The 25,452-nt window shown below is 58.5% G+C and carries 23 protein-coding genes; 13 read left to right on the top strand and 10 right to left on the bottom strand.

The features are described 5' to 3' along the window. Positions 1-14: 14 nt before the first annotated feature. The gene (gene dnaN / locus QP027_RS11525; RefSeq protein ID WP_284824970.1) at positions 15-1,205 is read right to left on the bottom strand and encodes a DNA polymerase III subunit beta; all 1,191 of its coding nucleotides are present in this window, start codon (positions 1,203-1,205) and stop codon (positions 15-17) included. Between the two features lie 578 nt (positions 1,206-1,783). Then, complete coding sequence (gene dnaA / locus QP027_RS11520; RefSeq protein ID WP_432418594.1) at positions 1,784-3,460, bottom strand: chromosomal replication initiator protein DnaA; 1,677 nt, start codon at positions 3,458-3,460, stop codon at positions 1,784-1,786. Positions 3,461-4,340: 880 nt separating this feature from the next. On the opposite strand from dnaA, the gene rpmH reads away from it, so the two are divergent. The 9 genes from rpmH (at position 4,341) to QP027_RS11475 (ending at position 11,349) form a co-directional block, all read left to right on the top strand. Next, on the top strand, positions 4,341-4,478 hold the full coding sequence (rpmH, locus tag QP027_RS11515; RefSeq protein WP_284824968.1) for a 50S ribosomal protein L34: 138 nt from the start codon (positions 4,341-4,343) through the stop codon (positions 4,476-4,478). Beyond that, positions 4,479-4,832 carry a ribonuclease P protein component gene (rnpA, locus tag QP027_RS11510; protein ID WP_284824966.1) on the top strand — a complete coding sequence of 118 codons (354 nt, stop codon included), beginning with the start codon at positions 4,479-4,481 and terminating at the stop codon, positions 4,830-4,832. A gap of 5 nt (positions 4,833-4,837) precedes the next feature. After that, positions 4,838-5,119 (top strand): membrane protein insertion efficiency factor YidD, encoded by a 282-nt coding sequence (gene yidD / locus QP027_RS11505; RefSeq protein WP_284824964.1) that lies wholly within the window; start codon positions 4,838-4,840, stop codon positions 5,117-5,119. Positions 5,120-5,159: 40 nt separating this feature from the next. Next, complete coding sequence (yidC, locus tag QP027_RS11500) at positions 5,160-6,143, top strand: membrane protein insertase YidC (RefSeq protein WP_284824963.1); 984 nt, start codon at positions 5,160-5,162, stop codon at positions 6,141-6,143. A gap of 141 nt (positions 6,144-6,284) precedes the next feature. Further along, a complete protein-coding gene (gene rsmG / locus QP027_RS11495) occupies positions 6,285-6,917 on the top strand; it encodes a 16S rRNA (guanine(527)-N(7))-methyltransferase RsmG (RefSeq protein WP_284824961.1) in 633 nt (210 codons plus the stop codon). 105 nt (positions 6,918-7,022) lie between these two features. Next, positions 7,023-8,006, top strand: a complete 984-nt coding sequence (locus QP027_RS11490; protein ID WP_284827049.1) for a ParA family protein — start codon at positions 7,023-7,025, stop codon at positions 8,004-8,006. Next, on the top strand, positions 8,007-9,089 hold the full coding sequence (locus QP027_RS11485; protein WP_284824959.1) for a ParB/RepB/Spo0J family partition protein: 1,083 nt from the start codon (positions 8,007-8,009) through the stop codon (positions 9,087-9,089). 18 nt (positions 9,090-9,107) lie between these two features. Further along, positions 9,108-9,755, top strand: coding sequence for a hypothetical protein (locus QP027_RS11480; RefSeq protein ID WP_284824958.1), 648 nt, complete (start codon positions 9,108-9,110; stop codon positions 9,753-9,755). 79 nt (positions 9,756-9,834) lie between these two features. Next, positions 9,835-11,349 (top strand): RNA-binding domain-containing protein, encoded by a 1,515-nt coding sequence (locus tag QP027_RS11475; protein ID WP_284824957.1) that lies wholly within the window; start codon positions 9,835-9,837, stop codon positions 11,347-11,349. Positions 11,350-11,363: 14 nt separating this feature from the next. On the opposite strand, the gene QP027_RS11470 is transcribed toward QP027_RS11475, so the two are convergent. From QP027_RS11470 to QP027_RS11440, 7 genes are all read right to left on the bottom strand, one after another. Further along, complete coding sequence (locus QP027_RS11470) at positions 11,364-12,545, bottom strand: N-acetylmuramoyl-L-alanine amidase (RefSeq protein WP_284824954.1); 1,182 nt, start codon at positions 12,543-12,545, stop codon at positions 11,364-11,366. Positions 12,546-12,654: 109 nt separating this feature from the next. After that, positions 12,655-12,978 carry a thioredoxin gene (trxA, locus tag QP027_RS11465; RefSeq protein ID WP_284827047.1) on the bottom strand — a complete coding sequence of 108 codons (324 nt, stop codon included), beginning with the start codon at positions 12,976-12,978 and terminating at the stop codon, positions 12,655-12,657. 72 nt (positions 12,979-13,050) lie between these two features. Further along, positions 13,051-13,977: a thioredoxin-disulfide reductase gene (trxB, locus tag QP027_RS11460; RefSeq protein ID WP_284824952.1), complete on the bottom strand. Its 927-nt coding sequence runs from the start codon at positions 13,975-13,977 to the stop codon at positions 13,051-13,053. A gap of 91 nt (positions 13,978-14,068) precedes the next feature. After that, on the bottom strand, positions 14,069-14,773 hold the full coding sequence (locus tag QP027_RS11455) for a sigma-70 family RNA polymerase sigma factor (protein ID WP_349293168.1): 705 nt from the start codon (positions 14,771-14,773) through the stop codon (positions 14,069-14,071). A gap of 36 nt (positions 14,774-14,809) precedes the next feature. Next, on the bottom strand, positions 14,810-18,292 hold the full coding sequence (locus QP027_RS11450; protein ID WP_284824950.1) for a lipid II flippase MurJ: 3,483 nt from the start codon (positions 18,290-18,292) through the stop codon (positions 14,810-14,812). A 35-nt stretch (positions 18,293-18,327) separates the two neighbouring features. Next, entirely contained in the window at positions 18,328-20,934 is a 2,607-nt protein-coding gene (locus tag QP027_RS11445; RefSeq protein ID WP_284824949.1) for a hypothetical protein, read from the bottom strand. Beyond that, a complete protein-coding gene (locus tag QP027_RS11440) occupies positions 20,931-21,884 on the bottom strand; it encodes an NUDIX hydrolase (RefSeq protein WP_284824948.1) in 954 nt (317 codons plus the stop codon). The genes QP027_RS11445 and QP027_RS11440 overlap by 4 nt, the downstream gene beginning before the upstream one ends. A gap of 129 nt (positions 21,885-22,013) precedes the next feature. On the opposite strand from QP027_RS11440, the gene QP027_RS11435 reads away from it, so the two are divergent. The 4 genes from QP027_RS11435 to QP027_RS11420 are packed head-to-tail and all read left to right on the top strand — an operon-like array spanning position 22,014 to position 25,118. Then, positions 22,014-23,438: a CCA tRNA nucleotidyltransferase gene (locus QP027_RS11435; RefSeq protein ID WP_284827044.1), complete on the top strand. Its 1,425-nt coding sequence runs from the start codon at positions 22,014-22,016 to the stop codon at positions 23,436-23,438. Continuing rightward, a complete protein-coding gene (locus QP027_RS11430) occupies positions 23,431-24,039 on the top strand; it encodes a YqgE/AlgH family protein (RefSeq protein ID WP_284824947.1) in 609 nt (202 codons plus the stop codon). The genes QP027_RS11435 and QP027_RS11430 overlap by 8 nt, the downstream gene beginning before the upstream one ends. Further along, positions 24,040-24,768: an AzlC family ABC transporter permease gene (locus QP027_RS11425; RefSeq protein ID WP_284824945.1), complete on the top strand. Its 729-nt coding sequence runs from the start codon at positions 24,040-24,042 to the stop codon at positions 24,766-24,768. Further along, positions 24,765-25,118: a branched-chain amino acid transporter permease gene (locus QP027_RS11420; RefSeq protein ID WP_284824943.1), complete on the top strand. Its 354-nt coding sequence runs from the start codon at positions 24,765-24,767 to the stop codon at positions 25,116-25,118. Before QP027_RS11425 ends, QP027_RS11420 begins: the two co-directional genes overlap by 4 nt. 19 nt (positions 25,119-25,137) lie before the next feature. Here the strand turns inward: QP027_RS11420 and QP027_RS11415 are convergent, their stop codons facing one another. Next, the gene (locus tag QP027_RS11415; RefSeq protein WP_284824941.1) at positions 25,138-25,452 is read right to left on the bottom strand and encodes a hypothetical protein; all 315 of its coding nucleotides are present in this window, start codon (positions 25,450-25,452) and stop codon (positions 25,138-25,140) included.

Below are 25,452 nucleotides of genomic sequence, written 5' to 3'. Positions count from 1 at the left end.
GGGAACATCCACCTTTAGCCTGGAAGGCGAACTGGCATCAAGAGATAAGTGAAATCGGTCGCTGGGGTTGGGAAACTTCCGTCGGCTTCTGCCTCAGGGATGTCCTCTGGCTCTGGGATCATGATGGCTGGGCGAGACGGCTCAGTGAAGCCGAAGACAACACGCTCGGTACGGATGACGCTGAGGCCGTCCTTGAGGTAGCCGGAGTTAAAAGCGATGGTGAGCTCGTCTGCACCGGTGAATGCGCATTGCAAAGTTTCGCTCGCTTCACCGGAATCTGCGCCGGAGGCATACAAAGTGACCTGTCCAGGTTGAAATTCCATCCGCAGCTGCGCGTTGCGGTCAGCGACCAGGCTGACGCGGCGGATTGCCTCGAGCAGCGGCGCGATCGGAACGGTAGCAATCGACGTATGGGTCTTCGGCAACAGCGGCTGGATGTTCGGGAAGTCAGCATCCAGCATGCGCGTCGTCGTCTCGCGGTTTGAAGAGTGCAGACCAAAAAGGCCTTCGCCGCCGACGTTATCGCCGGTACCTACAGCAATCTCGATCGGATCTTCGAGGTGAGAATCCAAGGTGCGGGCGTTGTCTTGCAAAGTCTTCGCCGGAATCAACAGGTTCGCAGTGACATCCGGCGACACCGGATCCCACTCAAGTGTGCGCAGTGCCAGGCGGAAGCGGTCCGTAGCTGCGAGCTGAACGTGAGAACCGCTCACTTCCATGTGCACGCCGGTCAGCATCGGCAGTGTGTCATCCTTACCCGCTGCGGAGGCCACCTGGGTGACAGCCGCGACAAAAAGCGATGGGCTAATCGTGCCGGTGACCTCAGGCAATGTTGGAAGTTGCGGGTAATCATCCAACGGCATCAAGGGAAGTTCGAAGCGAGCAGAGCCGCCTTGGAGCAGCAGTCGGGTTCCATCGACTACGGAAACTTCAACAGGCTTGGCTGGCATATTCGCCACGATGTCCGCCATGAGCTTGCCGGCTACAGCGATGCGACCTGGCTGATCAACTTCGGCAGCGATGCGGACTCGCGATGACACTTCGTAGTCAAAGCCTGCGAATTCCAAACCGTTGTCGTCGGCTGTAATCACGACCGCGCGAAGGATCGGCTGGGTGTTTTTTGTCGGCAAGGATCGGGCAACCCAGGCGACAGCGTCAGACAGATCGTCTTTGTGCACGCGAAATGACACGTTGTTGTCGTCCATAGTTGCTTTCTTGCTCCTTGCAATCTGAAACGGGCAGGTTCTCCTGGGCGTGGCAGGAATTCGGTTGCCCAGAAATAACAATTTACGTCGCTCACCACTCTATGCCGGAACAAGTCATTTTGTCATTTGCCCTTGCGTGTTGATCCGTTGGTCAGATCAGCTTGGCCGCGAAGTTTCCCCACATCCTTCTTCTACAAGGATTATTTATAGTAAAAGATTTGGTAACTACAATAGGTCCTGTGCAACTTGTGGATAGGGGTGCATCGTTCGAGGTTGCCACGGCAATTTAGGGTGTGATTTTGCTTGTGGATGAATTGTGGATAAATCGAGAGATCTGTGGATAACTTGGCACTTGCTTGATTCTTCCCCATTTTCTTCGCGAGTATCCACCGGTTCCTAACAGCCAAAACGTAGTTATCCACAGGATGAGCCCGCACGTGATCTAAGTAACTTTGTGACCAAATTCATTAAGTTACATAGACGTAATTACACAGGTGTGGATAAACCTGTGGAAGATGTGAATAACCCCCGCACACCACGAAGTGAGCAGGGGTTTTACGAAACTGAGCGAGCAGAAACTACACGCGACCGCGGTTCTTGATGTTTTGGGTCAACTCCTGGATTTCGTCGTAGGTGTCGCGCTTTTCGGTCATTTCTTTACGAATCTTGCGTTCTGCGTACATCACGGTGGTGTGGTCCTTCCCGCCGAATTCGTCGCCAATCTTGGGCAGTGACAAGTCGGTCAGCTCGCGGCACAAATACATCGCAATCTGGCGTGCGTGTGCTACAGCGCGGGTTTTTCCGGCGCCCGTCAGCGTATCGACGGAAATATCAAAGTAGTCCGCAGCCGCTTCCTTGATAGTCGCTGCGTTGATCTCGACCGCTCCCCCATCGGGAAGAATGTCACGCAAGGCGATTTGTGCGACATCGAGAGTGATCGGCTCGTTGATCAGGGATGAATACGCAGACACCCTAATAAGTGCGCCTTCAAGCTCGCGGATCGACGACTCGAATTGCGATGCGATCAGCTCTAATACTGCGTGATCTACCTGAGTTCCGTCGGCCGAAGCCTTCTTCATCAAAATTGCGATGCGAGTTTCAAGATCGGGCGGCTGGACGTCGGTAATAAGGCCACCCTCGAAGCGCGTGCGAAGGCGATCTTCCAGAGTTGTTAGCTGGCGCGGCGGTCGGTCGGACGACAAGATTATTTGTTTATTCGACTGGTGCAAGGAGTTGAACGTGTGGAAGAACTCTTCCTGGGTACCTTCTTTGCCTTCCAAGAACTGGATGTCATCGACCATCAAGATGTCGAGATTGCGGTAGCGACGCTTAAATGACTCCTGTCGGTCGTCTCGCACTGAGTTGATGTAATCGTTGGTGAATTCCTCACTGGAGACATATTTGATCCGAAGTCCAGGTTGGAGAACCTGCGCATAGTTTCCAGCGGCATGGAGAAGGTGAGTCTTACCAAGGCCGGATCCGCCCCAAATGAAGAGCGGATTGTAGGCGCGGGCAGGGTTTTCTGCGACTGCGACGGCGGCGCCATTGGCAAAACGATTAGAAGAGCCGATAACGAAGTTTTCAAAGGTGTACTTCGGATTCAGGCTCGCTTCGCGGTCGGGATCGTGTGCAGGTTTTTCGCGCGGAAGCCGTTGGCGTTCAACCACTGGGTGAGAAAAATCCTGCCGACGTGGTTCCTGCGTCTCAGCCTGCAGTTGAGCAAGTTCGTCGATGCCAATTGGGAAGGTCTGGCCTACCTCAGGTTGCACGGGGCGACTATAAGTGGCAGTCCAGTTTGATGGCGCGTTATACGCCTGGGTATCTGCGAACTGCTGCGTAACTTGAGGTGGTTGCGTCGGGAGTGGTGGAAACTGTGGGTCCAGTTGTGGATGATCCTCAACAGACTGTGGCTCTGCGGGTGCAGAATAAGTGTGATTTTGCTGAGGTTCTGGTGCTTGGGGAGTCTCAGGTGCACGCACAGAAACGGCAAGGGTGCAAGGGCGCCCAAGGTGGCGCGACAGCACCGAAGTGATGTGCGGGCCGATGTTGTTCTCAATAACAGATTTCGCCGCGGCATGGGGTGCATTTAGCACGACGTAACCGTCAACGATCATTACCGGCTGTACTAGCTGCAGGTATGCGCGTTCCTGGTGGGTAAACGTTGGGACGTCCGAATTCGGACGCTCAGATAGTTCGAGCAACTCGTCGACGACCATGCGCCACGTTGCTTCGACCTGGGTGTGTTGCTCTGCCACTGCTACCTCGTTGTCCGCCCTTTTTCATTTTCTGTGTGAATGCAAAGTTGTATTTATTTCTGGCTGAAAACCATAGGAAAATATCACCACTCCGACAGGTTCCCGGCCATAAATCTATACAGCTTGAAACGTGTTGTTCACTTGTAATTCACATCCCGTGTTGACCAATTTTGGCGGTCTACCACTGTTTTCACAATGTTGTCCACACCTGTGGATAACTTTACTGCACCAGTTCTCCACAGCCTAGTCGACGACCTGTGGATAACACTACCCCGCCCAAAAATACGCTTTGAGCTGGGTATTTCCGATCCTGAGAAACTAAGTCTCAACACTTGATTGAGCGTTATCCACAGTTTCGGTTTTCCACACGGTGTGGTTTGTGTGTCATTTCTTCATTGTTACTCGGTTGATGATCAAGGTGTCTAGGCGAAAGATCGCTCCCCCGTGAAATTAACTTTCCGCGTAATTAAATAAGGAAAGTCGACGTATATACTTCCGCAGTACACTCCGGCGATTTGCCCGCTGAACTGCACAAAAACACATCTTTGTAATTTCGGGGGTACCCGGATCTGGAAGTGAAAACCTTTAGCGTGTCGATTTGTCTACCGACCCCACACTCACGTAGCCTGGGATGGTCTATCACGCTCGTCTGCGCTCGTCGGAGACACAGCGTGTGTGGGAGCACTATCAGCACAGTCCACCGGGCCGCATCTAGCGAGTCAGTGCAGATAATGCATGCGACCGACGGAGAACCAGTTCGCTCTTCGAAACGCGCACCTCACGCTTAATTTTTCAATCCCGGACGGTCAAAAACCCGGGAGGTAGTTCGTCGTGTTCGGCGAGTTACCGCTGGCCGTCGCATAATTTCAAGGAGTTCACCGTGTCGAAGCGGACATTCCAGCCTAACAACCGTCGTCGTTCCCGTAAGCACGGCTTCCGCACCCGTATGCGTACTCGTGCAGGACGCGCTATCGTCTCCGCACGTCGCCGCAAGGGCCGTGCAAAAGTCACTGCTTAAGTGCTGCCCACAGCTCATAAGCTCGCATCGTCTGGTGATTTTCGCTGGACGATGAAAACTGGCACACGTGCCGGTAGCCGCACCCTCGTGGTGTATCACGCAGCCCGCACCGAACCCGTCATTACTGGCGGTCCTCGGTTCGGGCTGATTGTGTCTAAAGCCGTCGGCAATGCAGTGATTCGTCATCGCACCTCCCGCCGGCTTCGTCACCTGTGCATGGGACTCGTCGATAAGCTTGATCCTGCAACTGACATTGTCATTCGTGCGCTGCCTGGATCGGGCGTTGCTACAAGTGCAGAGCTTAACGACGACCTCACCGCCGCACTAGGCAAAGCGCAGCGGAAAACGAGGTAACACCGATGGGTGACTTTCACCACTACAACACAGAGGGCCAGGCGATCCCTGAGCCGCGAGGTGTTGGTTCCCAGGCTCTTGTTTACCTGGTGAGGCTGTACCAAAAGTACATCTCACCGCTTAAGATGTATTCGACTTGCCGTTTTGAGCCCACCTGTAGTGCGTATGCGCTGGAGTCGGTGTCTCGCCACGGCGCGTTGCGCGGTAGCCTTTTAGCCATTACGCGTCTTGCAAAATGTGGGCCGTGGCATCCGGGTGGGTTCGACCCCGTCCCGCGAAGCGAGTAATTGACCCCCACCCGACCAACTTGAGGAGTTACGACACCAAGTGCTGAACTTCATCTATTGGCCAATTTCGGCCGTGCTCTGGTTCTGGCACAAAATCTTTGGTTTTGTGTTCGGCGAAGGTGCAGGTATCACCTGGATCTTGGCCATCATGTTCCTGACGTTCACCATCCGTATCTTGCTGGTCAAGCCGACCGTGAACCAAATGCGTTCCGGCCGCAAGATGCAGGAACTCCAGCCGCAAATGCAGGAGATCCGGGCAAAATACAAAAACGACCAGGCCAAGATGGCCGAGGAGACCCAGAAGCTCTACAAAGAAGCCAAGATGAACCCGTTGGCCAGCTGTGTTGCGCCGCTGGTCCAGATGCCGGTGTTCTTCGGTCTCTTCCACGTTCTGCGTTCCTTCAACCGCACGGGTACGGGTGCCGGTCAGTTGGGCCTGACTGTTGAGCAGAACCGCAATACCGCCAACTACATCTTTAACCCGTCTGAGGTGCAGTCCTTCCTAGACGCAACCATCTTCGGGGTTCCGATCTCGGCATTCATTTCGATGCCGGCGGACATGATGGATGCGTACACCACGAACTTTGAACGGTGGCAGGTTGTCGCCGTTGCGGTGCCGCTGATTCTGACTATTGCCCTGTTCACGCACTTCAACGCTCGCCTGTCCTTGAGCCGGCAGAAGAAGCGTCGTGATTCCGGCAAGACCGCTGCTCCAACCGGCGACAACGCTGAGATGATGGAAATGCAGATGAACATGATGAACAAGATGATGCTCTGGTTCCTGCCAGGCATGATCCTGTTCACCGGCTTCCTGTGGCACATCGGTCTGCTGTTCTACATGTTTGCAAACAACATCTGGACCTTTGTGCAAAACGTCATCGTTTTCCGGAAGATGGACGAAGAGGAAGCGGCCGAAGAGGCGGCGAAGAAAGAAGCCAAGCGCACTACGGCTCCACAGGTGGGTTCGCGCAAGGTAGACAAGCGCACCAAGAAGCAGCGCAAGCAAGGCCAGCAAGGCAATTAAATGCCACGTTGAGAGCGCAGGTAAACCGCCTTCCCCGGCAAGTTTGTATCGGGGAAGGCGGTTTATTGTTTACTCAGTCACTTAGCTATTGTGGAAGAGAAGTAAATCCCCAGCCCTTCCCACGCTAAGGAGTACACAGCCGTGTCAGCTGAGTTTGAAATCGCCCCCGAGGTTGCAGCGAAAGTATTTGGCGATCGCCTCGACATTGCTCAGGCCTACCACGATTCATTGGCCACAACTGCCGCGGAGCGTGGTTTCATTGGTCCGAAGGAAGTTAGCCGACTTTGGAGCCGGCACATTCTAAACTGTGCAGTGATCTCTGAGGCTTTCGACGAGGGAATCACTATCGCTGATATCGGATCGGGAGCTGGCCTTCCGGGCGTTCCACTGGCGATCGCTCGTCCAGATTTGCAGATCACGCTCATCGAGCCGCTGCTGAAGCGCTCCGTGTACTTGGGTGAAATCAAGGACGAACTCGGCTTGGACAACGTCACCGTAATTCGTGGTCGGGCAGAGGACCAGTCGCGTGGCACGTTCGACGCCGTTACCTCGCGAGCGGTAGCTCCACTGGGCAAACTGGCCCGCTGGTCGCTGCCATTGGCCAACAAGGGTGGCGCGATGGTGGCGATGAAGGGCTCGTCGGTAAGTGAAGAACTGGAACGCGACCGCAACGACATCAAAAAGGCTGGGGGTGGCGAAGGTGAAATTTTCACCGTTGGGGCCGACCTTCTTGCAGAACCAACGACGTTGATTCGCATTCCTCGGGTGCGCTAAACACGTGTCGTGGCGACACACTAAGGTGGTAGAAGATTCCCTTTAATTTTGAAGGGGCAGGACGAGTGGAAACGAGGGCAAGCCACATCCATGGATGACAATAATCTGGATGAACAGCAGTGGGATGACACCCCAATTGCTGCCGCAGCCCGACGCGCGGCCCAGGTGTCCACGGGCTCGCTGTCGTTGCCTAAGCCCGACGCACCGCGCACAATTACTATCGCAAACCAAAAAGGTGGCGTGGGCAAGACGACAACGTCTGTGAATATGGCGGCGTCCCTGGCGTACCACGGCCTGAAGGTGTTGGTCATCGACCTAGATCCGCAGGGCAATGCGTCTACTGCGCTCGGTGTGGAGCATCGTACGGGAACTTTGTCGAGCTATGAAGTACTCATCGGCGAGGTCTCAGCGGCTGAAGCCGTGCAGCAATCGCCAGCAAACGAAAACCTATTCTGCATTCCGGCGACCATTGACCTGGCAGGTGCGGAGATCGAGCTGGTGAGCTTGGTGCGGCGTGAGTATCGCTTAGCGGATGCGTTGCACCAAGAGTTCTTGGAAGAAGCCGGCTTTGACTATGTGTTTGTTGATTGTCCTCCATCACTTGGCCTGTTGACGATCAATGCAATGACCGCGGTCAACGAAGTCATGATCCCGATCCAGTGCGAGTACTACGCCCTAGAGGGCGTGGGCCAGCTGCTAGGTAACATCACCATGATTCGCCAGCACCTGAACACGCAGCTGCATATTTCGGCGATCATCCTCACTATGTATGACGGACGAACCAAGCTGTCGCAGCAAGTTGTCGACGAGGTGAGTAACCAGTTTGGTGATGTGGTGTTAAACAACGTCATCCCGCGGTCGGTCAAGGTTTCCGAGGCGCCAGGTTTCGGGCAGACCGTGATCGATTATGACCCGGGCTCTCGGGGCGCTTTGGCGTATTTGGATGCGGCCAAGGAGCTGGCAACACGTGGGGATTACCAGCCGCACGAATCGACAGGGCCCATTGGCGTGAGCCCCGATATTGCGGCACAACTAAATGGCCCGGCTGACGAGGCCGATGCGGTTGATGAGGAGAGTGTGGAGGAATAAATGGCGAAGGAACCTACTCGAAAAGGTGGACTTGGACGCGGTCTCGCCGCGCTCATCCCATCGGGCGCTGACCAGCCAGGCGCGGCCAGCGGTCTTGGTGATGGCGCTGCCGATCTCATCCTGGGCGGCGAGAAGGGCGCTCGTGCAAAGCAGGTCAAGGGCGCGCCTACGATCCCTGGGGCCCCCATCGTATCCACGCCGAAGCCAGCAGCGACGCCACAGCCTTCTCGCGTTCCTGCAGATGCATCGCCTAAGCAGGACGAGGCCGTGACGTCGTTCGGAGCGACCTACCGCGAAATTCCGATTGACCAGATCGTTCCAAACCCCAAGCAGCCTCGTACCGTGTTTGGCGAGGAAGAACTTGCCGAGTTAGTTCACTCGATCCGCGAGTTTGGCCTGTTGCAGCCGATCGTTGTCAGGCCAGACGGCGACCGCTTCGAACTGATCATGGGTGAACGCCGCTGGCGCGCATCGTCCAAGGCAGGCTTAGCGACGATCCCTGCGATCGTGCGAGAGACTTCCGACAGTGACATGCTCCGCGATGCACTGTTGGAAAACATCCATCGCGTGCAGCTGAACCCGTTAGAAGAAGCCGCGGCATACCAGCAGCTCTTGGAAGAGTTCGACGTCACTCAGGAGGAGCTCGCCGAGCGACTGGGCCGCTCCCGCCCGGTAATTACAAACATGATCCGTCTTCTCAAGCTTCCTGTGAGCGTCCAGCGCCGCGTGGCAGTGGGTGTGCTCTCCGCAGGTCACGCCCGTGCGCTTCTGGGCATCAAGCTTGGCGACGAGGCCACCGAGATGCTTGCTGACCGCGTTGTAGCGGAGGGCCTCAGCGTCCGCGCGACGGAAGAGGCAGTCACTCTGCTGAATAAGAGCGGCGAGGTCCCAGAGAAAAAGCGTCGCGATCCGGCACCTCAACCAGAGTTTTTGTCACACGCGGCTGAGAAACTCGCCGATTCCTGGGACACCAAGGTGAGCGTCTCGATGGGTAGGCGCAAAGGCAAGATTGTCGTAGAATTCAGCGACAAAGATGATTTCGAACGCATCATGTCTTTGATTGAAGGAAACAACCAGAACTAAGGGTGGTCACTCGTGGCGATGGGCAAAGCGACGGTCTGTCCCGTTGACTATGACTCTATTCCACGAGTTCATCGCCTATGCGCCTCCTCGACTTTTTGGGAGCTTGACCCACTAGTCGAGGACTTTTCTGCTGTTCAACCGGAAGTGGATAAGGAAGCCTGGCTGACCACCCAGTGTTTTCATCAAGGTTTTTGCGGATTCAACATCGTGGAGCGTGGAACTGACCACCGTGCATTTGCCACTGTGTTGTTTTGCCCGGCGTTGGAGGCCCCCGGGGCTTTGCGCATGCCCACCGCGCCCGTTTCTTCGGACGCCTATCTACTCACCAGCGTGCACATCGATCCGGTGGCAGCGCACCGTGGGTGGGAAGCCGTGCTGCTCGATGCTTCGATTATGGCGTTGACAGAGCGGGGTGTCCCGGCGATCGAAGCCTTTGGGTTCCGGGCAGAGTCGGGAGATGCGGCGTCAGGCTATGTACAGGGGCTCGTCGATAAGGCAGCGAAGATCGGGCTGGCCGAGGCTGACACCCTAGAAGGTGCCGGATTTAAGGTGATTGAAGATCATCCGGTGATTCCGCGACTTCGATTGAAGCTACCGCCAGAGCACGGACTTCTTACAGCTCGAGAGATTGAACAGCTTTTGAGCGAAGTCCCCGCTAGAGTGTAAAACCATTCACGCGATTGTATTATTACCATTGATGTAATTTTGATTGAATAAACTCTAGCGAGGGAATACCGTATCCATCATGCACAGCGACGAAATCACACGCCTCATTTCCCAGGGTCAAGGCCTGAAAGTCGCGTTCGCTCGACGGACTTCCCCCGCTTATATCAACGAACGCGCAGTGATTGAAAGTCTCACCTGCCTTGCCAATGGAGAGGGCGGGACGTTATGCATCGGCGTCGACCAGGATGGAACTGTCAGCGGTTGCTATCCATTTCATTCGAACGAAACGGACCCTCACGCGCTTGAGTCGATGATCAAAAGGCACACCTCTCCCCCGCTGGCCTCACACGTTGATGTAGTTCAGATTGATGGCGAAGAGGTGGTTGCCATCACCGTGGAACCGTCCTTGACCCCGGTTGCCACCCGCTGGGGTGTGTACCGCGCGCGTCGATTGAATACCCAAGGCATCGCCGAGTGCCACGGCATGGACCCGACCTATTTGTTCACCCGCTACCGCGACGCCAATGGAATCGACTGGGCGCGCATCCCAGCCACCGGCGCAACGGAAGACGACCTCGACCCCGCCGCCTTCGACGCATGGCGGGAACTCATCGCCGCGAGTGATGGAGATCCAGTCCTGGCCGAGCTTTCCGACGATGACCTCGTCCGCGCGCTCGGTCTGCGCGACGACTCCATCGAGCCCATCACCCTGGGCGCAGTGCTGTTGTTCGGAACCCCAGATGCGATTGCACGCCACCTCCCCTACCACCGAATTGTCTTTGTCGAGGTGGGGACGATGCGCCGCACACTCCGCTCGTCGGCGGCGCTAGCTATCTTCCTCAACGACCTGCACAAACAGAGCGAAAAACTAGGGGTCCCTGTGAAGGAGCTGGTAGTCAATGCTGTCACACACCGCGACTACTTTCTCCCTCAGGCGATCTATGTATCCACCGACGACAAACGCACCAGCGTCACCAGCCCGGGTGGTTTCCCTCGTGGCGTCACCGGCGACAAGGCGTGTTCCTCCACGGCCACCTATGCTCCCCGCAGCCTCGTGCTCTCCACCGCGATCTCGCGTAGTGGCATCGCAACGGGCGCCGGTCTGGGACTGATGAAGGTCACCACCGAGCAACTCCAGGCGGGCCACCCCGCCCCGACTTTCCAGGGGACGCATGATCAGGCTGTGACAGTCACCGTTTCGCACACGCTTGTCGACGACCAGCTGCCCCATATCATCGCATCCAGTCCGGAGCCTCTGAGCTTGGACGCCTTGCACATTGTGCACTACTTCCACACGCACCCCGAGGCGAGCGATGAAGAGGCAGCCACCGCAACGCAACTGTCAGTGTCTGAAGTGCTGGCAGTGTGCCAAAGGTGGCCGGTGTTTCGTCGACAAGCAGCGGGCGTAGATGATTCGCCGGAGGCCCGAGTTGTCCAATTTATCGCTGGCCAGGGCGAGGCGACCAGCGGTGATGTCGCGACGGCGATGCAGGTCAGTCAGCAACGCGCGTATCGGCTGCTGAAAAAGCTGGTGGACCAGGGCAGGTTAGAAAAAACAGGGCAGACGAGAACCACGCGGTACCGTCTGCCCTGATCAGGCGCGCAAATTTAGGCCTGTTCTAGCTTAAGCAACTCGGCAAAGTTGTAGGTGCCGGTTGGTTGGTCGTCCTGGCCGAGCAGGTAGAGACGCTTGACAGATACGACGATGGCTTCTGCGATCGCGTCGCGCTGCTGAGGATCGGTGAGGATCTGCACGTCGTCAGGGTTGGTCACGTAACCCAAGACGACCTCGACCGACGGCATGCGGGTGAGGCGCAAAACGTCCCAGGTGCGGCCGTGGTTGTAGCAGTTGTTGAGGTCAGTGCGAGCGACGATCTCGCGCTGGATAAACCCAGAGAGAGTCTCGCCAGTCATCGAAGAAGCACCTGTTTCGGAACCGAAGTAGAAGGTGGCTACGCCGTTGGCCTTCTCGTTGTCGTAGCGGTCCAGGTGCAAGGAGATGACAGCGTCGGCGTCGAAAGCGTTGGCAATCTCGGCGCGATCCTTTGCGGAAGGGTTGTCCATGCGCGGGCGGGAGATGATCGTTTCCATTCCGGCGGCGATCATGCGACCCTCGATGCGGGTGGCTAGGTCCCAGAGGATGTCTTCCTCGGTGATTGCACCATAAGGTCCGTGGACAGTTTCGCCCTTTTCGTTTCCACCCAAGGCTGGGTCGATGACAACGCGCTTACCGGCGAGCATCGGACCGGCTTGGCGCACGTTTTCACGCTCGCGGATGGCTTGGGTTGAACCACCAGTGATGCGACGGCCCAAGAGGCTTAGCGCGCGTAGTGTATCGGGGCCACACACGCCGTCGTCCTGCAGACCGTAGTTGAGCTGGTAATTCTTTAGTGCTTCGTAGGTCTGCTGGCCGAAGTGACCGTCGACCTTGTGAGAGTAAAATCCGAGCTCTTGGAGCTGGCGCTGCAATTGGCTGACGTCATCGCCGACCAAGACTTGGTTCGGCTCGTAGGACAGCACACGTGCGCCGAGGGTGTATGAGGCCTCGCGCAGCTCACGTAGTGTTACATCATCGATCGAACCCGAAGGGACGATGCCACGAGATTGCTGAAATGCCTTGAGCACCTCGGACAGATCCTCGTCGAAATACTTTTCTTCGTTGGAGAAGCTACGGTTTTTCCAGTCTCCGACATCACCTGAAAATCCAGGGAGTAAACCGAGACGTGCCATCGTCGAGCGGACTTCGGCAACGCGTGCGCTGGAATCTCCAACGTGGAGAATTCGAGTCACAGTGCTCCTTTCCTGCGTAATGTCTGGTGTACTACGCGTAGGCGAAACTATTGGTTACTCAACGTTCCGATTTTCACCTTATCTTAAGGCTTGTCGTTCAGATTACCAGTTAAAGCTGCGCGCTAATCTTGTCTACGATTTCAGCCTTGGGTCGCAGGCCGACAAACTCATCGACCTTCTCGCCGTTTTTGAAGATTAATACGGTAGGAATCGACATGACCTGGAACATGGCTCCGAGGGCGCGCTCCTGGTCCACGTTGACCTTCGCGATGGTGACCTTGTCTCCCATCTCACCTGCGATTTCATCTAGTAGCGGCGTCAACTTCTTGCACGGCCCGCACCATTCGGCCCAGAAGTCAACGACGACAGGCTTGTCGGAATCGACCACGGTTGACTTGAAGGTTGCTTGGGTGACATCGATAGGATTGCTCATCATTTTTCCTCAAATTAGAAAGTTTTCATCTTGCCAACGGTTGCCAACAAGACACGACAACTCAGTGAATGTTTAGAGTGATTCCAAGTACTGTTCTGCATCCAAAGCGGCACGGCAGCCGGAGCCGGCTGCGGTGATCGCCTGCTGGTAATGATCATCTACCAAGTCGCCACACGCGAAGACACCAGGAAGGTTTGTACGGGTAGAAGGGTCTTGGACCTTCACGTAGCCAGCGTCGTTTGTTTCCACCTGACCTTCGAGGAATCCCGAGCGTGGGTCGTGGCCGATGGCGACGAACATTGCGGTGGCATCGAGCTCTGAGGTTTCGCCCGTTACGACGTTTTTCAGACGCAGTCCAGCGACCTTGCCCTCACCCTCGATCACCTCTTCGACCACAGTGTTGGTGATGATGTCGATCTTGTCGTTGTTCTTGACGCGATCCAGCATGATCTGGGAAGCACGGAACTCATCGCGGCGGTGAATCAGTGTGACCTTGGAGCCAAAGCGGCTGAGGAAGGTCGCCTCTTCCATCGCGGAGTCTCCACCGCCGACCACGGAAATGTGCTGCTCCTTGAAGAAGAAGCCGTCGCAGGTCGCGCAGGTGGAAACGCCACGGCCTGTGAGCTTTTCCTCGCCAGGGATGCCTAGGTGGCGCGGCGCCGCACCGGTGGCAAGGATGACGGAGCGTGCTTGGAGCTCTTCATCGCCGACCCAGACCTTCTTCACTTCGCCGGTGAGGTCAACGCGGTCTACCAGTTCGCCGCGCAGTTCTGCGCCAAACTTCTCCGCCTGTGCACGCATCGCCATCATCAGGTCGGGGCCCATGATGCCGTCTTCGAAACCCGGGAAGTTTTCAACGGTGGTGGTGTTCATCAATTCGCCACCGTATTCGTAGCCTTCGAACACCAGCGGATTCAGGTTCGCGCGGGCCGTGTATAGCGCTGCGGTATAACCGGCAGGACCGGAACCGACAACAATAACCTCGCGGATTTCAGACATAACGGAAAGACTCCTTGGATCAAGTGGAAAACGTCATGGCGTTTATCAGCGCCATTCTACTTCGTTGTTTCCAACGTTGACCTTCCAACATTCATTCCGTGTCCCGAATGTGACCCTTCAGCGCCGTCCGAGCGCGATTGCGGCGCGATTTCACTGTTCCGGGACGCACCCCCATCTCTTGTGCGGCTTTTTCAACGGTGAGGCCGGCGACGTCGAGAAGCAAGATGGCCCTGCGCTGGGTCTCCGGTAGGCGGCCGAGCACCTGGCGCAGCATGATTTGCCGCTCGACTGAGGCCGTGGGGTCATGAGCGAGGAGCGGATTGCTGTCGGGATTAACTTTGTCGGCATCATCCAAGCTCAAATAACTCATGCGGCGCTTGTGTTTGATGTAGTCGTGCCCGGAGTTCATCACCAGACGGTGTAGCCACGTGGAAAGGCTGGCTTCGTTGCGAAAGCCGTGGAGGTTGCGAGAGGCCTTAAACAGCGCATCTTGCAGGATGTCCTGGGCATCATGCTCGTTGTCCGCGTAGCGACGAGCCACGTAGGTCAGGCGCAGCCGATGCCGCTCTACGATTTCGTCGAAAGCTCGAGAGCTGCCTGCGTTGTAGGCGCGCACCAACTGCTTATCCGTGGCGCGCGCCAACACGTCATGCGTGGCCCCCAACTCTTGTGGTGCGGCGACCATATTTCCCCCGATTCTCGTGTTCCCCCGAACAACGATGATGAAATGATCACCTTCATTATTGGCTAACAATGCGAAAACCCACCGGTACCGCGTGCGTACTGTAATGGGCACGTCGGCATTGACCGGCGGGTGGGCAAGGACTAGCTGCTAGTTATCCAGCGGGATGCCGATGAGATTCACCTCTGAAATAGTCACCAGTGGTTCACGGTTGGCGGGCAGCTCGGAGATCCAGATCACCACGCCGTGGACCTCCGGATTGCCCTCAATTTCTAGGGTGTTGCGTGCGGTGCGCAGGGTGCCATCGCGAAGCAGATCGAGCTCCTCCAAAGGAGTAGTCTCAGCATCGGTTGGGCGATCATTGGGCAGGCCGTAGATTGCATAGCGTGCCCCGGGTGTCTCCGTGTTAATCGCAACGTGCTGCAGCTCGATCTGCTCTTGTGCAGTGACGACGACACCAATGCCCGGCTTGGTGCCCAGGCCGTTGGGGTACTCGTCGCTGGACCAGGAGGTATCCGGGTTGCCGTCGATCAGGTTGGCCACCTGGTCCGGATTGTCGGCTCCGGCGTCTTGGCCTGGAGCTTGCCAGACGCGAGACGAGGCCAGATCGACGATGATCGGCAGTGGCCTGCCCAGTGCCTCGCCCTCTTCGCCTTCGACAGCTTCGTGCGCCACCGGTGCCTCTGGGTCGCTCGCACCGACGACGCTGACTAGGTAGGTCGTCAGCGCGGCGATCAGGACGACGACGGCGATGGCCGCACCGACGATCGCAAGGAATCCCGGCGCGGAGTAGCCACGAGAGCCGAAGCCGGAGACGTGGTCTGGGTTCGGCGTCTCGTCGATGATCACCGGAATCGATTCGGTGTCCGGGCCGTGGCTGTCCGTGGCAGCCTCGTCGACAAGCGGAACGCCACCTGCAAGGATGTTGAGGTCGGCAGCTAATTCGCGGTACTGATCCGCCGTGGGGTTGGTGTTGTCGGGATTCTTCAGGTCGTCGGCAAGCGTGCGCGCCCGCTTGGCGATCTGCGGGAGTTCTTGGGCTCCTGCGTCGTCACCGGTAGCGGAGGTCAAAAGCTCCAGTGCCGATGCCAGCGACGACAGGTCTGTCTCACTGTTGGCGTTCGGCAAAACGGCCGGGAACGCCAGCATGACATTGCCCTCGGTGGACACGCGCAAGCGGTTTCGGTTGTCCAGGCCGAGCGAGATGCCACGGTCGAGGGCGCAGGCCATGACGTCGGAAAGCGGTGCGATGCCATTGGCCACGGCTTCTGGGTGGAGAGTTTCGCCGGATTCGGCGACGGCCTTGACAGACGAGCCTGGGATCCAGTCGGCAACGATCAGGCAGCCGGACCTGTAGGACAGCACGGAGATGTTTGGTGCGATCGCTGGGTGGTTCAAATCGCGCAGGACGCGGGTTTGGCGCGCGATCTGAGCCGACTTCCGCGCGGCCTCATCGGGCGTGACAGGTGCCATTGGCGCCTGGCCTTGCGTGTCGACGAACGTCAGAGCCACTTCCCTGCCCGTCGCGATTTCGCGGGCGTGCCAGAACTGGGCCCCGGCGACCGATCCGTGCTCGGCCAACAGACGGAACTTGCCGTCGGACACAGGAGCACCGGGCACTAGGCGCGGCCCGCGGACGACACCAGCAGACATTGGCGGTGGGATCGGTGACGAGTTAAAGGAATCGGCTAGGAGGAACTGCTGCGACATCGCGCGTGGGTCGGTTTCGCCGACCTCGATGGCCTTGTCCTCGTTCGGGCGGATGAAGCGTCCGAGACCCGGGATGCGGGAGAATACTCGACCCAGGTTTTGCACCTCAGGCAGTCCGGAGCGGGAGAGGACGATGCCGGTGACGATGAGGAAGATTACGCCTTCGATGGCCAGTTCCACGAGCAACCCGATGGAGTCGCGCATGCCCAGCGACGTTGCGATCGTGGTCGGTGCCAGCGGCGTCAGGCGCACGATGAAGCGACCGAGAAGGGCCACCGCGATACCGACGATGCCGGAGGCCAAGGCCCACAGCGTGGTGCGCAAGATCGTGTGGAACTGCAGGCTGCCGAGCTTGCGACGCAGCAAGAACGCGCCAATCATCGCACCGGCGACAAAGCCGAAACCGTTGGCGGCACCAAGGAGCACCACCACGTTTTGGGTCGATGACGCCACAAGCGGTGCTAACGACGAGAGCACGACCTTGGTTAGCGTGATGCCCGCGATGATGAATGTGGGGGTCCAGGCCTCTTCACGCGCGTAGAACACGCGCAAGTGCAGCATGACTAGCGCGTAAGGGATAAGCGTGAAGGCGGAGAAGCTAATGGTCAGACCCAGGATGCGTGACTCGGCACCGGTGAATGCGCCGTAGCCGAACAAGGCGTTGCCGATGTCTGGGCCCAGGGCTGTCATGAATACGATGATCGGGACCAGCGCGATAAAGGTCAGTTTGGTAGCCAGGGTGAGGTCTCGGACCACGGCCTTGTCGTCGCCGTCTGCGGCGTTGTGCGAAAGGCGTGGCATGATCGCCGTCAGCAGCGTCACGCCGATGATTCCATACGGTACCTGCAGCAGCTGCCAGTGCTGCTGGTAAATGGCGTAGGCGGATTCGTCGGCGGCGGTAGCGATGCGCGAGGTGATCACGTAGCCCAGCTGGGAGATCGCCACGTAGGCGATAATCGCCACGGCCATGCCACCGAATTCCTTCAAGCGATCGTCGATGCCCCACTGCGGGCGCAGATCGATTTTCAAGCGCTTGAGCGAAGGCAGCATGATCAAACACTGGACAACAACACCCAGGGTGGTGCCTAAGCCGAGCAAGAGGACGTGGGGGTCTGCAACTGACGACGGTGCCGCCGGGTTAAGCGACCCAGGCACCAAACGGTAGGTTGCCAAGACGGAAATCGAAATGACGTTGTTGGCCACCGGTGCCCACGCGCCTGGGCGGAACACTCCTTTGGTGTTGCAGATCGCCATGAACAAGGAGAACATGCCGTAGAAGAAGATCTGCGGAAGGAGCAGGTAGGCAAAAGACGTGGTTTGTACGGAGTTCGTCTTGGCGTCTTCCTCCATCATGATGCCCACGAGCCACGGTGCGGCCACCACTGCGATCACAGTGACACCCAGCATGAGCGTCAGCGTGAGCGTGAATAGCTGGCGGATGAACCGCGCGCCACGATCCGCGTCTTCCTTCTCCGCGCGCACGAGCACTGGCACCACGAGCGCTGTGAGGACGGAGCCGAGCACGATCTCGGTGATCATGTTCGGCAGCGTGTTCGCCAGGTTGAAGGCGGAGGCAATAGCGCCACCGAGCATCGAGGTGATCATCACCGTGCGGATGAAGCCGGTGATGCGCGACAGCAGCGTCGCAATCGCCATCGAACCCGTTGAGCGCACGACATCCTCGTTGGAGGCGACTTCGCTGGTCTCGGGCGGGGTGGGGACTTCGTCGACAAGCGTCGCACCGGAAGGACTGGTGGTCAGCATCGAGCGGTCTTCCACCGGCTCCGCAACCGGTGCGGGTGCCTTGCGCGGGACAGGTACGGGTGCCGGCGGCGTTGGTGTCACGATGCGGCGGCGTTGCCCCAGCGGGCGCTGAGGGTCCTGTGGTTGTGGGGTGTGGGAATCCACGAATCGTCCAATCATCAGGGGAAACTTGCAACTAATACGTGTGGCAATCCCTACCTGTCAGGTGGTCGGTCGAGCGCGTTGGAGCTCGGTGCCTGGGGCGAGTCATCGCGCATTGCTTCACGACGATTCCGCCCGCGCATTTTACCCGTGCGAAACAGCACCGCTAGAACGAGAAAGACGGCCAGCGCTCCGCCAACGACTAATGCGCCGACCTCGCCGGCTGCAGTTTGCACCGAAATGTTCACCGGATGCGAAATCGGCTGGCCATTTGGGGTGGCAAGGTAAAGCTTGAGATCGGTGCGTTCGCGATCGTCCGGCAGCGTGGCCGTCATCTGGATCGTGATGGAGCCGCGCGCAGGGATCCGCATCGTTTCCGGCGTGTGCAGCTCGGTACCATCAGGAGCTTCGTACAGGATCGTCGCATCCACCGGCAGCGGAAGGCCGTTTTCCGCAACGATCAGCAGAGGCGACGACGGCGAAGTCCGCGTGTACACGTTGCCCGGTGGGATGAGCGAGATGGCGGCGCGCAGCTCGTTGAGAGTATCGCGTGTGGAGTTGAGTACCTCGCTGGAATGGCTCGCGACGTCGTTGTAGGTGTCGGCGGAGCGTCGTCCGTTGAGCGAGAGTGCAGTGATTAGGTCGCGTCGCAGCGGAAGCGAGAACCCGTACCTAGTCAGTGCGATGGAGGGATCTGGGGCGAGCAGCGATGTCAGGTCATCGGCGTAGCGCGCTTGCTGGCCAGCACTGAGCACCTCCGAATCGGAAAACACAGTCGGATCCGAGAACGGCGTGCCCAGCTCGCCTGCAGTAGTTGCGGTCACGTCGGCGGGCAGCGTGATGTAATCGGCAAGTGACAACGGCTCGGCGGAGTTGTCGTCGAAAAGCGTGCCGACGACCGACAGGATCTCCTCTGCGGTGCCTGCCTCCCATGTGCTCGGCGGGTTGATCATGACCGGTTGTCCGGCGGTCTCGCCCGGCGCGGTGGTCGACTCCCCGACCGCGAGGCGCACAGCGCTTGCTGCGGTGATATCGCGGGCGGCGGTGGAATCTAGCGCATAGTCATATCGGAAACCCGGGTTGGAGTAGCCCGTGGTGATGGGATGATCGCCGGTGGCGGCCAGGGTGGATGCGAGTGAGTCTTGAAAAGTCACGGCCGTAAGGCCAGGTCCGATATTGGCAAAACGCTGCCCTTGCGTGTCGTCCGTCGGAGCTACTTGGCCCAGGGTGTTGGAGGACACAAGGATGTGGACCGGTTCGGCAGGCGTTGGCGCAGCCGCCATCTGTGGGCTTGGAGCCCCCGTACGTTCGAGATTGGTTTCCTGCGCTTTTTGCCCAGCCGTGGTGCCATTGGCGTTCGGTTCGACTCCTATTGGGTGTTGCTGCTCCCATGCGGCGGAGAGGCCACCCTTCGTGGTTGCGCCCGAGACAGATCGATCGGCCCAGCCCATCGCTGGGGCGGTGTCAGCGGTGACGTACCCGCTCGGAGGGATCACCACGTTGGACATTGATTCGGCGCCCAGAATTTGTTCCAGGGTGTACTGGCCTCGGCTGATCGATTCGCGCATCAACCAGGGCGCCCCAGTGCGCGCCACTCCATTGACATCGGCGTTCGACCACGGCAAAGCAACAGTGCAGCCGGATTGTGCGGCGCTTTGTACCTTCTCTAGCCATGCAGCAGCATCCTGCTCGCCCGATCCAGGGGCGGACTCGATGTCAGAATCGTTTTCTGTCCACGAGTCGCGCAGTCGCTGTGGCTTCCGCACCACGGATTCGCGGGCCTTTGCCACAGAGTAGCCCTTCGTCATCCGTTCGACGGTGTCAATGAGCGCCGGGTCCAGCGCCAAACACGTCGACTGGGTGATCGCCTCGCCGCTGGTGCCAGTGGTCGCGTCCAGGTAAGTGTCGATCAATTCGTCGAGGCGGCCGCCATCTTCGAGCTCACCGGCCAGCGATTCAGTCGACAACATCAGCGGCGGACGCTCCGGGGCTTCCCCTGTCTCGCCTGGCAGGATATCGGTCTGCGCGGTGATCGGATAGAGCATGGTCACTTGAGGTGCCTGCTGTTCGGCCGGCGCATCATTCTCCGCAGCAAGGTGGAAGCGCTCGGAGTCCAAGTGCTCGCCGTTGCTGCCCGCCAGCACAAACATCCACGGGTACACAGCCGGCGCTGGCATCGTGATCGCGCCGGGCTGGGTGACATCAGTAGGGACGGTCACCTCGACGTTGTAGGTCTCCCCTGCCTTAATCCGCTTGTCGACGACAACCTGGTCCCCCACCTCTGTGTATTCATGAGGTTCCGCCACCGCTGCGACGCGAGAGTCCGCCACAGATGCGGAGATCGGGCCACGACGTGGCGTAATGGTTAGTCCATCGACGTCTTTCTTGGAGTCGTTCTTGATCGCCAGGGTGGCCTTGAAGTCGTCGCCCTCGGTGATGGCGGAGGGGGCGTCGATAAGCGACACGGTGATTTTCTGCTGCCCATCGTCAGGGCGGATTGCCGTGTTGACCCACTGGTCGTGGATCGTCGGATTTGTCGGGTCGGTGGGAACCGGGAGCGCAGCGGCGGGAAACGAGGAAGCCCCAGCTAGACCGGCGATCGCAAGGCTGGCTGCAGCGACACGTCTCCACTGGCGTCGCAGCGGGGTCTGCCCGGTCACCGCGGGGTTGCCCTTCCGGCCTCGTGTTCCTTTCTGGCCAGTTCCGGCATGTGATCAAGCGCTTGGCGAGCCAACTTGCGCTCGTCGGCGTACGCCAGGTGCTCAATGAGCTCATCGACCGGAACCCATGTAACTTCGGTGACCTCTGGGTCTTCGTCGTTAAGCACTCCGTCTACGTAGCGCAAGAGGTTGTGATGCACGGTTTTGTGAATACGCACGTTATCGGACACAAACCAGTAATCGATCACGCCGAGGGAGTAGAAAGCCTCCCCGTAGATACCGGTTTCTTCCCAGACCTCGCGCTCTGCTGTTTGCCACTGATGCTCGCCCGGTTCCACGTGGCCCTTGGGCATCGACCAGAGGAGGCGGCCCCGACGGTCGAGGCGGCCGATCAATGCGACATAGATACGCGAGAGGTCCACCGAACCGTCCGCTGCGACGGCCTCGGCCATTCCGGAGACGACCAAACCGCCTGCGCTGGTCTCGTCGCGAGTTTCCATGCGAGAGCTGGCCTGCTGCTGGCGACGTTGCTGTGGGCTGTTCGCTGGGCGGCGATTCCGGTTGCTATTGCGCTGGCTGCCGCCACGTTTGCGGTTGGATTGAGCGGATTTTTGCCCTGACTTCTGTCCGGATTTTTGCGAGCTCTCAGTGCCTTGAGCCTGGGGTGCTGTTGCCCCGGCTGCTCCGGTGGACTTGCGCCGGCGGCGGCGCCGAGATCGCTTCTGGGTTCCCTCGCCCGATGCGGGCTTTCCCGAGTTCGGCTCCGCTGACTGCTTCTTGTTTTGGTTAGACTCCTGGTTTCCGCCCTGCGCATTGCCCTGATTTGAGGCAGGACGGCGCCCGCGACGGCGCTTCTTGCGCGGTCGCTGCGCTTGGTTATCGCCCGAGGTGGGACGATCGCCGCCAGAGCCCGATGTGCTTTGGGTCTGGGGCCGAGAGTTATCAGTCATCCTTACTGATCGTATCGGTATGTGAGACGTTTGTGGTATTTTGACGAGCTATTTGGCCCCCCAGGTAAGGTGAGAGCGGTGAGCATCAACTTTTTGAATCATGAGCAGTTCGTTGACATCGAGGCGCGCATGGCCCAGGCGAGCGCGTCGATCGATAGTCTCGGCGGTCTGCTGGAATCTTTGGTGCGCAAGTTTCACGACGAGGGCGAGTCCCTCTATTTGGTCGGTGGCCCTGTCCGCGACGCATTTCTTGGACGCCTTGGCAACGACCTCGACTTCACTACCTCCGCCCGACCCGACGTTGTCTACCGCATTCTTGAAGAATGGGGCGAAACCGTTTGGGATATGGGTATCGAGTTTGGCACGGTATCCACCGTGAAGGCCGGTCAACAGATCGAGATCACGACGTTTCGTGCGGACCTCTACGACGGCGTCACCCGCAACCCAGAGGTCACATTCGGCGACACCCTTGTAGGCGACCTCGTGCGACGCGATTTTGCATGCAATGCCATCGCAGTCGAGTTCTTGCTTATCGACGACCAACTGAGCACCACGCTCCACGACCCGGTCAATGGGCTAAAGGACCTTTTCAATGGTGTGCTGGACACTCCCCAATCCCCTGAGGTGAGCTTCCGCGACGATCCGCTGCGGATGCTACGGGCCGCGCGTTTTGTCTCCCAGTTGGGTTTCTCCGTGGCACCTCGCGTGCGCCAGGCCATGACGGATATGGCCGGCGAGATCCAGCGCATCACTGTCGAGCGCATCCAGGCCGAGTTGGACAAACTCATGCTTGGCGACGCCCCCTGGGATGGCATCGATCTGCTCGTCGAAACTGGCATCGCTGATTATGTTCTGCCGGAAGTCTCCGCACTGCGCATGACCGAGGACGAGCACATGCAGCACAAGGACGTCTACCGTCACTCGCTGACAGTGTTGAAGCAGGCCGTGGAGAAGGAAGACGAAGGCCCCGATTTGGTGCTGCGCTGGGCGGCGCTTCTGCACGACATCGGTAAGCCAGACACGCGCGCGAAGAAGGAAAGCGGCGGAGTTTCCTTCCACCACCATGAGGTGGTTGGCGCCAAGCTGGCTCGGAAGCGCTTGCGTGCCCTGAAGTACCCGAAGAGCACTACGCAAGACATCGGCCAGCTGGTGTACCTACATATGCGTTTCCACGGTTTCGGCGAGGGGCAATGGACGGATTCGGCTGTTCGTCGCTACGTAAATGATGCCGGTGAGTTGCTGCCGAAGTTGCACAAGCTCGTGCGCGCCGACTCCACCACGCGGAACCCGAAAAAGGCCGCGCGTCTACAACGCACCTACGACCACCTGGAAGATCGCATCGCTGAGATCGCCGAGAAGGAAGACTTGGCCAGCGTGCGCCCCGACCTAGACGGCAACGAGATCATGCAGATTCTAGATTTGAAGCCCGGGCCGGACGTAGGTCGCGCCTGGGGATTTATGAAGGAGTTGCGCCTGGAGCGTGGCCCCTTGGAACGCGATGAGGCGATCGCAGAGTTGCGCGCCTGGTGGGAAAGTGAGAATCGCCATGAGTGAGTACTTCTACGGTGACCGACTGTTTACGGCTCTGGAGCGCGAGGAGCCGGCCGCGGGCATGTTGCTTGTTGCTGCCCCTGGGATGTTCTCGCCGGAGTTCGCGCGCTCCATCGTGCTGATCGTTGAGCATAACGAGTCGTACACCTTCGGCGTGGTGCTTACGGAGCGCAGCGAGATCGCCGTATACAACGTGCTGCCCGAGTGGTTGCCCGCCGTGGCCAAACCGCAGGCGCTGTACGTCGGAGGTCCCGTAAGCCCGCAGTCGGTTGTCGGCGTGGGTGTGACCAAGCCCGACGTAATAATCGAGGAACACGAGCCGTTCACTCGCCTGGCCAACCGGCTAGTCCATGTAGATCTGCGGGTGCAGCCGCACGAGGTCACTGAGCTGCTCGACGGCATGCGCATGTTCGCCGGATATGCCGAGTGGGCACCGGGTCAGCTGCAGGATGAGATCGAACGGGGCGATTGGTACGTGGCCCCTGCCCTGCCGGGCGATGTGATCGCGCCGGGCAGTGCCGATCTGTGGGGAGATGTGATGCGGCGTCAGCCAATGCCTTTGCCGCTGTTCTCCACCTTTCCGGTATCAATCGAGGATAACTAAATGGGTGTTTCACGTGAAACATCGAACGAAATCAAGGCAGGCATCCATGAGACTTGGGCGGTCGGCCTCGGCCTGATCCCCCTCGGCCTCGCGTTCGGTCTGCTCATGACGCAGACCGGATTCGCTTGGTGGTGGACCCCCATCATCTCAATCCTCATTTTTGCGGGTTCAGCCGAATTCCTTTCGATCACCCTCATCATGCAAGGCGTCGGCCCCCTTTCGGCGGCCTTTACCGGGCTGATGGTCAACTTCCGCCACATCTTTTACGGGCTCACATTCCCCCGCCATACCATTAACTCCCGCCTGGGGCGTGCGTACTCTACCTACGGGCTTATCGACGAGGCCTATGCCATCGCGTCTGCGCGCGACCCCAAGGAGCCCATTACCGGTACACGCCTGCTGACAATCCAGATCTTTTGCCAGCTTCTCTGGGTGATCCCGGGAATTATCGGCGCATTGGCCGGCGAGGTGCTTCCGTCCGACCTCAAGGGCATGGATTTCGCGCTGACGGCTTTGTTCGTCGTCTTGGCGTGGGAGAGCTTTAAGAACAACAAGGACTACTCACTGCCAATTTTCGCAGCCGTGTTGACGGTTGTTGGCGGGCTGCTCTTCCCTAGTTCAATGCTGGTATTCGCGCTGACGGCATACTTTGTTCTGCTGATTATCCGCTACTTGTCGCCACGGTTGGATAGCGCATTGACCTGGCGCCGAGCGGAGGATGCAATATGATTCTCGCTTCAGCCGGTTTGCCCGAAGGTGTCACTGTAGGCGGCGTCTTCGCGGTCGTCTTGCCGATCGCGCTTGTGACGCTGCTTCTGCGCGCGTTCCCCTTCTGGTTCTTGAAACTACTTAAGGGAAGTCCGTTCGTCGGCCTACTCGGGTTGATGATGCCTGTGGGCGTCATGGTGGTGCTTGTAATCTACACGCTCTTTAGCCAAGTAGACGCCCCTGGTGGCCTGGTGGCCTCCCTGCTGGGCGTGGCTGTCACCTTGCTGCTCCATTGGTGGAAGCGCGATTCTGGACTGTCAATCCTGGGCGGCACAATTTTCTACATGATTCTTGTGAACTTAGTGTTCTAGTGTCTTGTACCCCGGCCGGCTAGAGCTCTGGGAATTTAGCCCTTGTCTCGGCCCACAATCCCTCGAACTCGTCGGCGGTGAGATGGACTGCCTCGATGCCCTCGAACTGGTCGTAGGTGTCTGGGTGAGGCACTTGCTCCAAAGGCTGGTTCGCTTGACCGACCAAGCGCCCTGCAGCAAATGCACCCATAATCGTTTCGTCTGGCGCGAGCTCAATCATCCGAATCAAGGTGCAGGATTGGGCGTTGAGTTCCACAAGCTCGGCGACGGTGATCAGTGTGCCGGCGCCCGGAACGGTCAGTGTGGTGCGAACATAATGTTTCACGTGAAACAA

This window comes from Corynebacterium breve (genome assembly GCF_030252165.1).
Taxonomy (GTDB): domain Bacteria; phylum Actinomycetota; class Actinomycetes; order Mycobacteriales; family Mycobacteriaceae; genus Corynebacterium; species Corynebacterium breve.
This window is presented reverse-complemented; position numbering and strand designations above follow the sequence as displayed.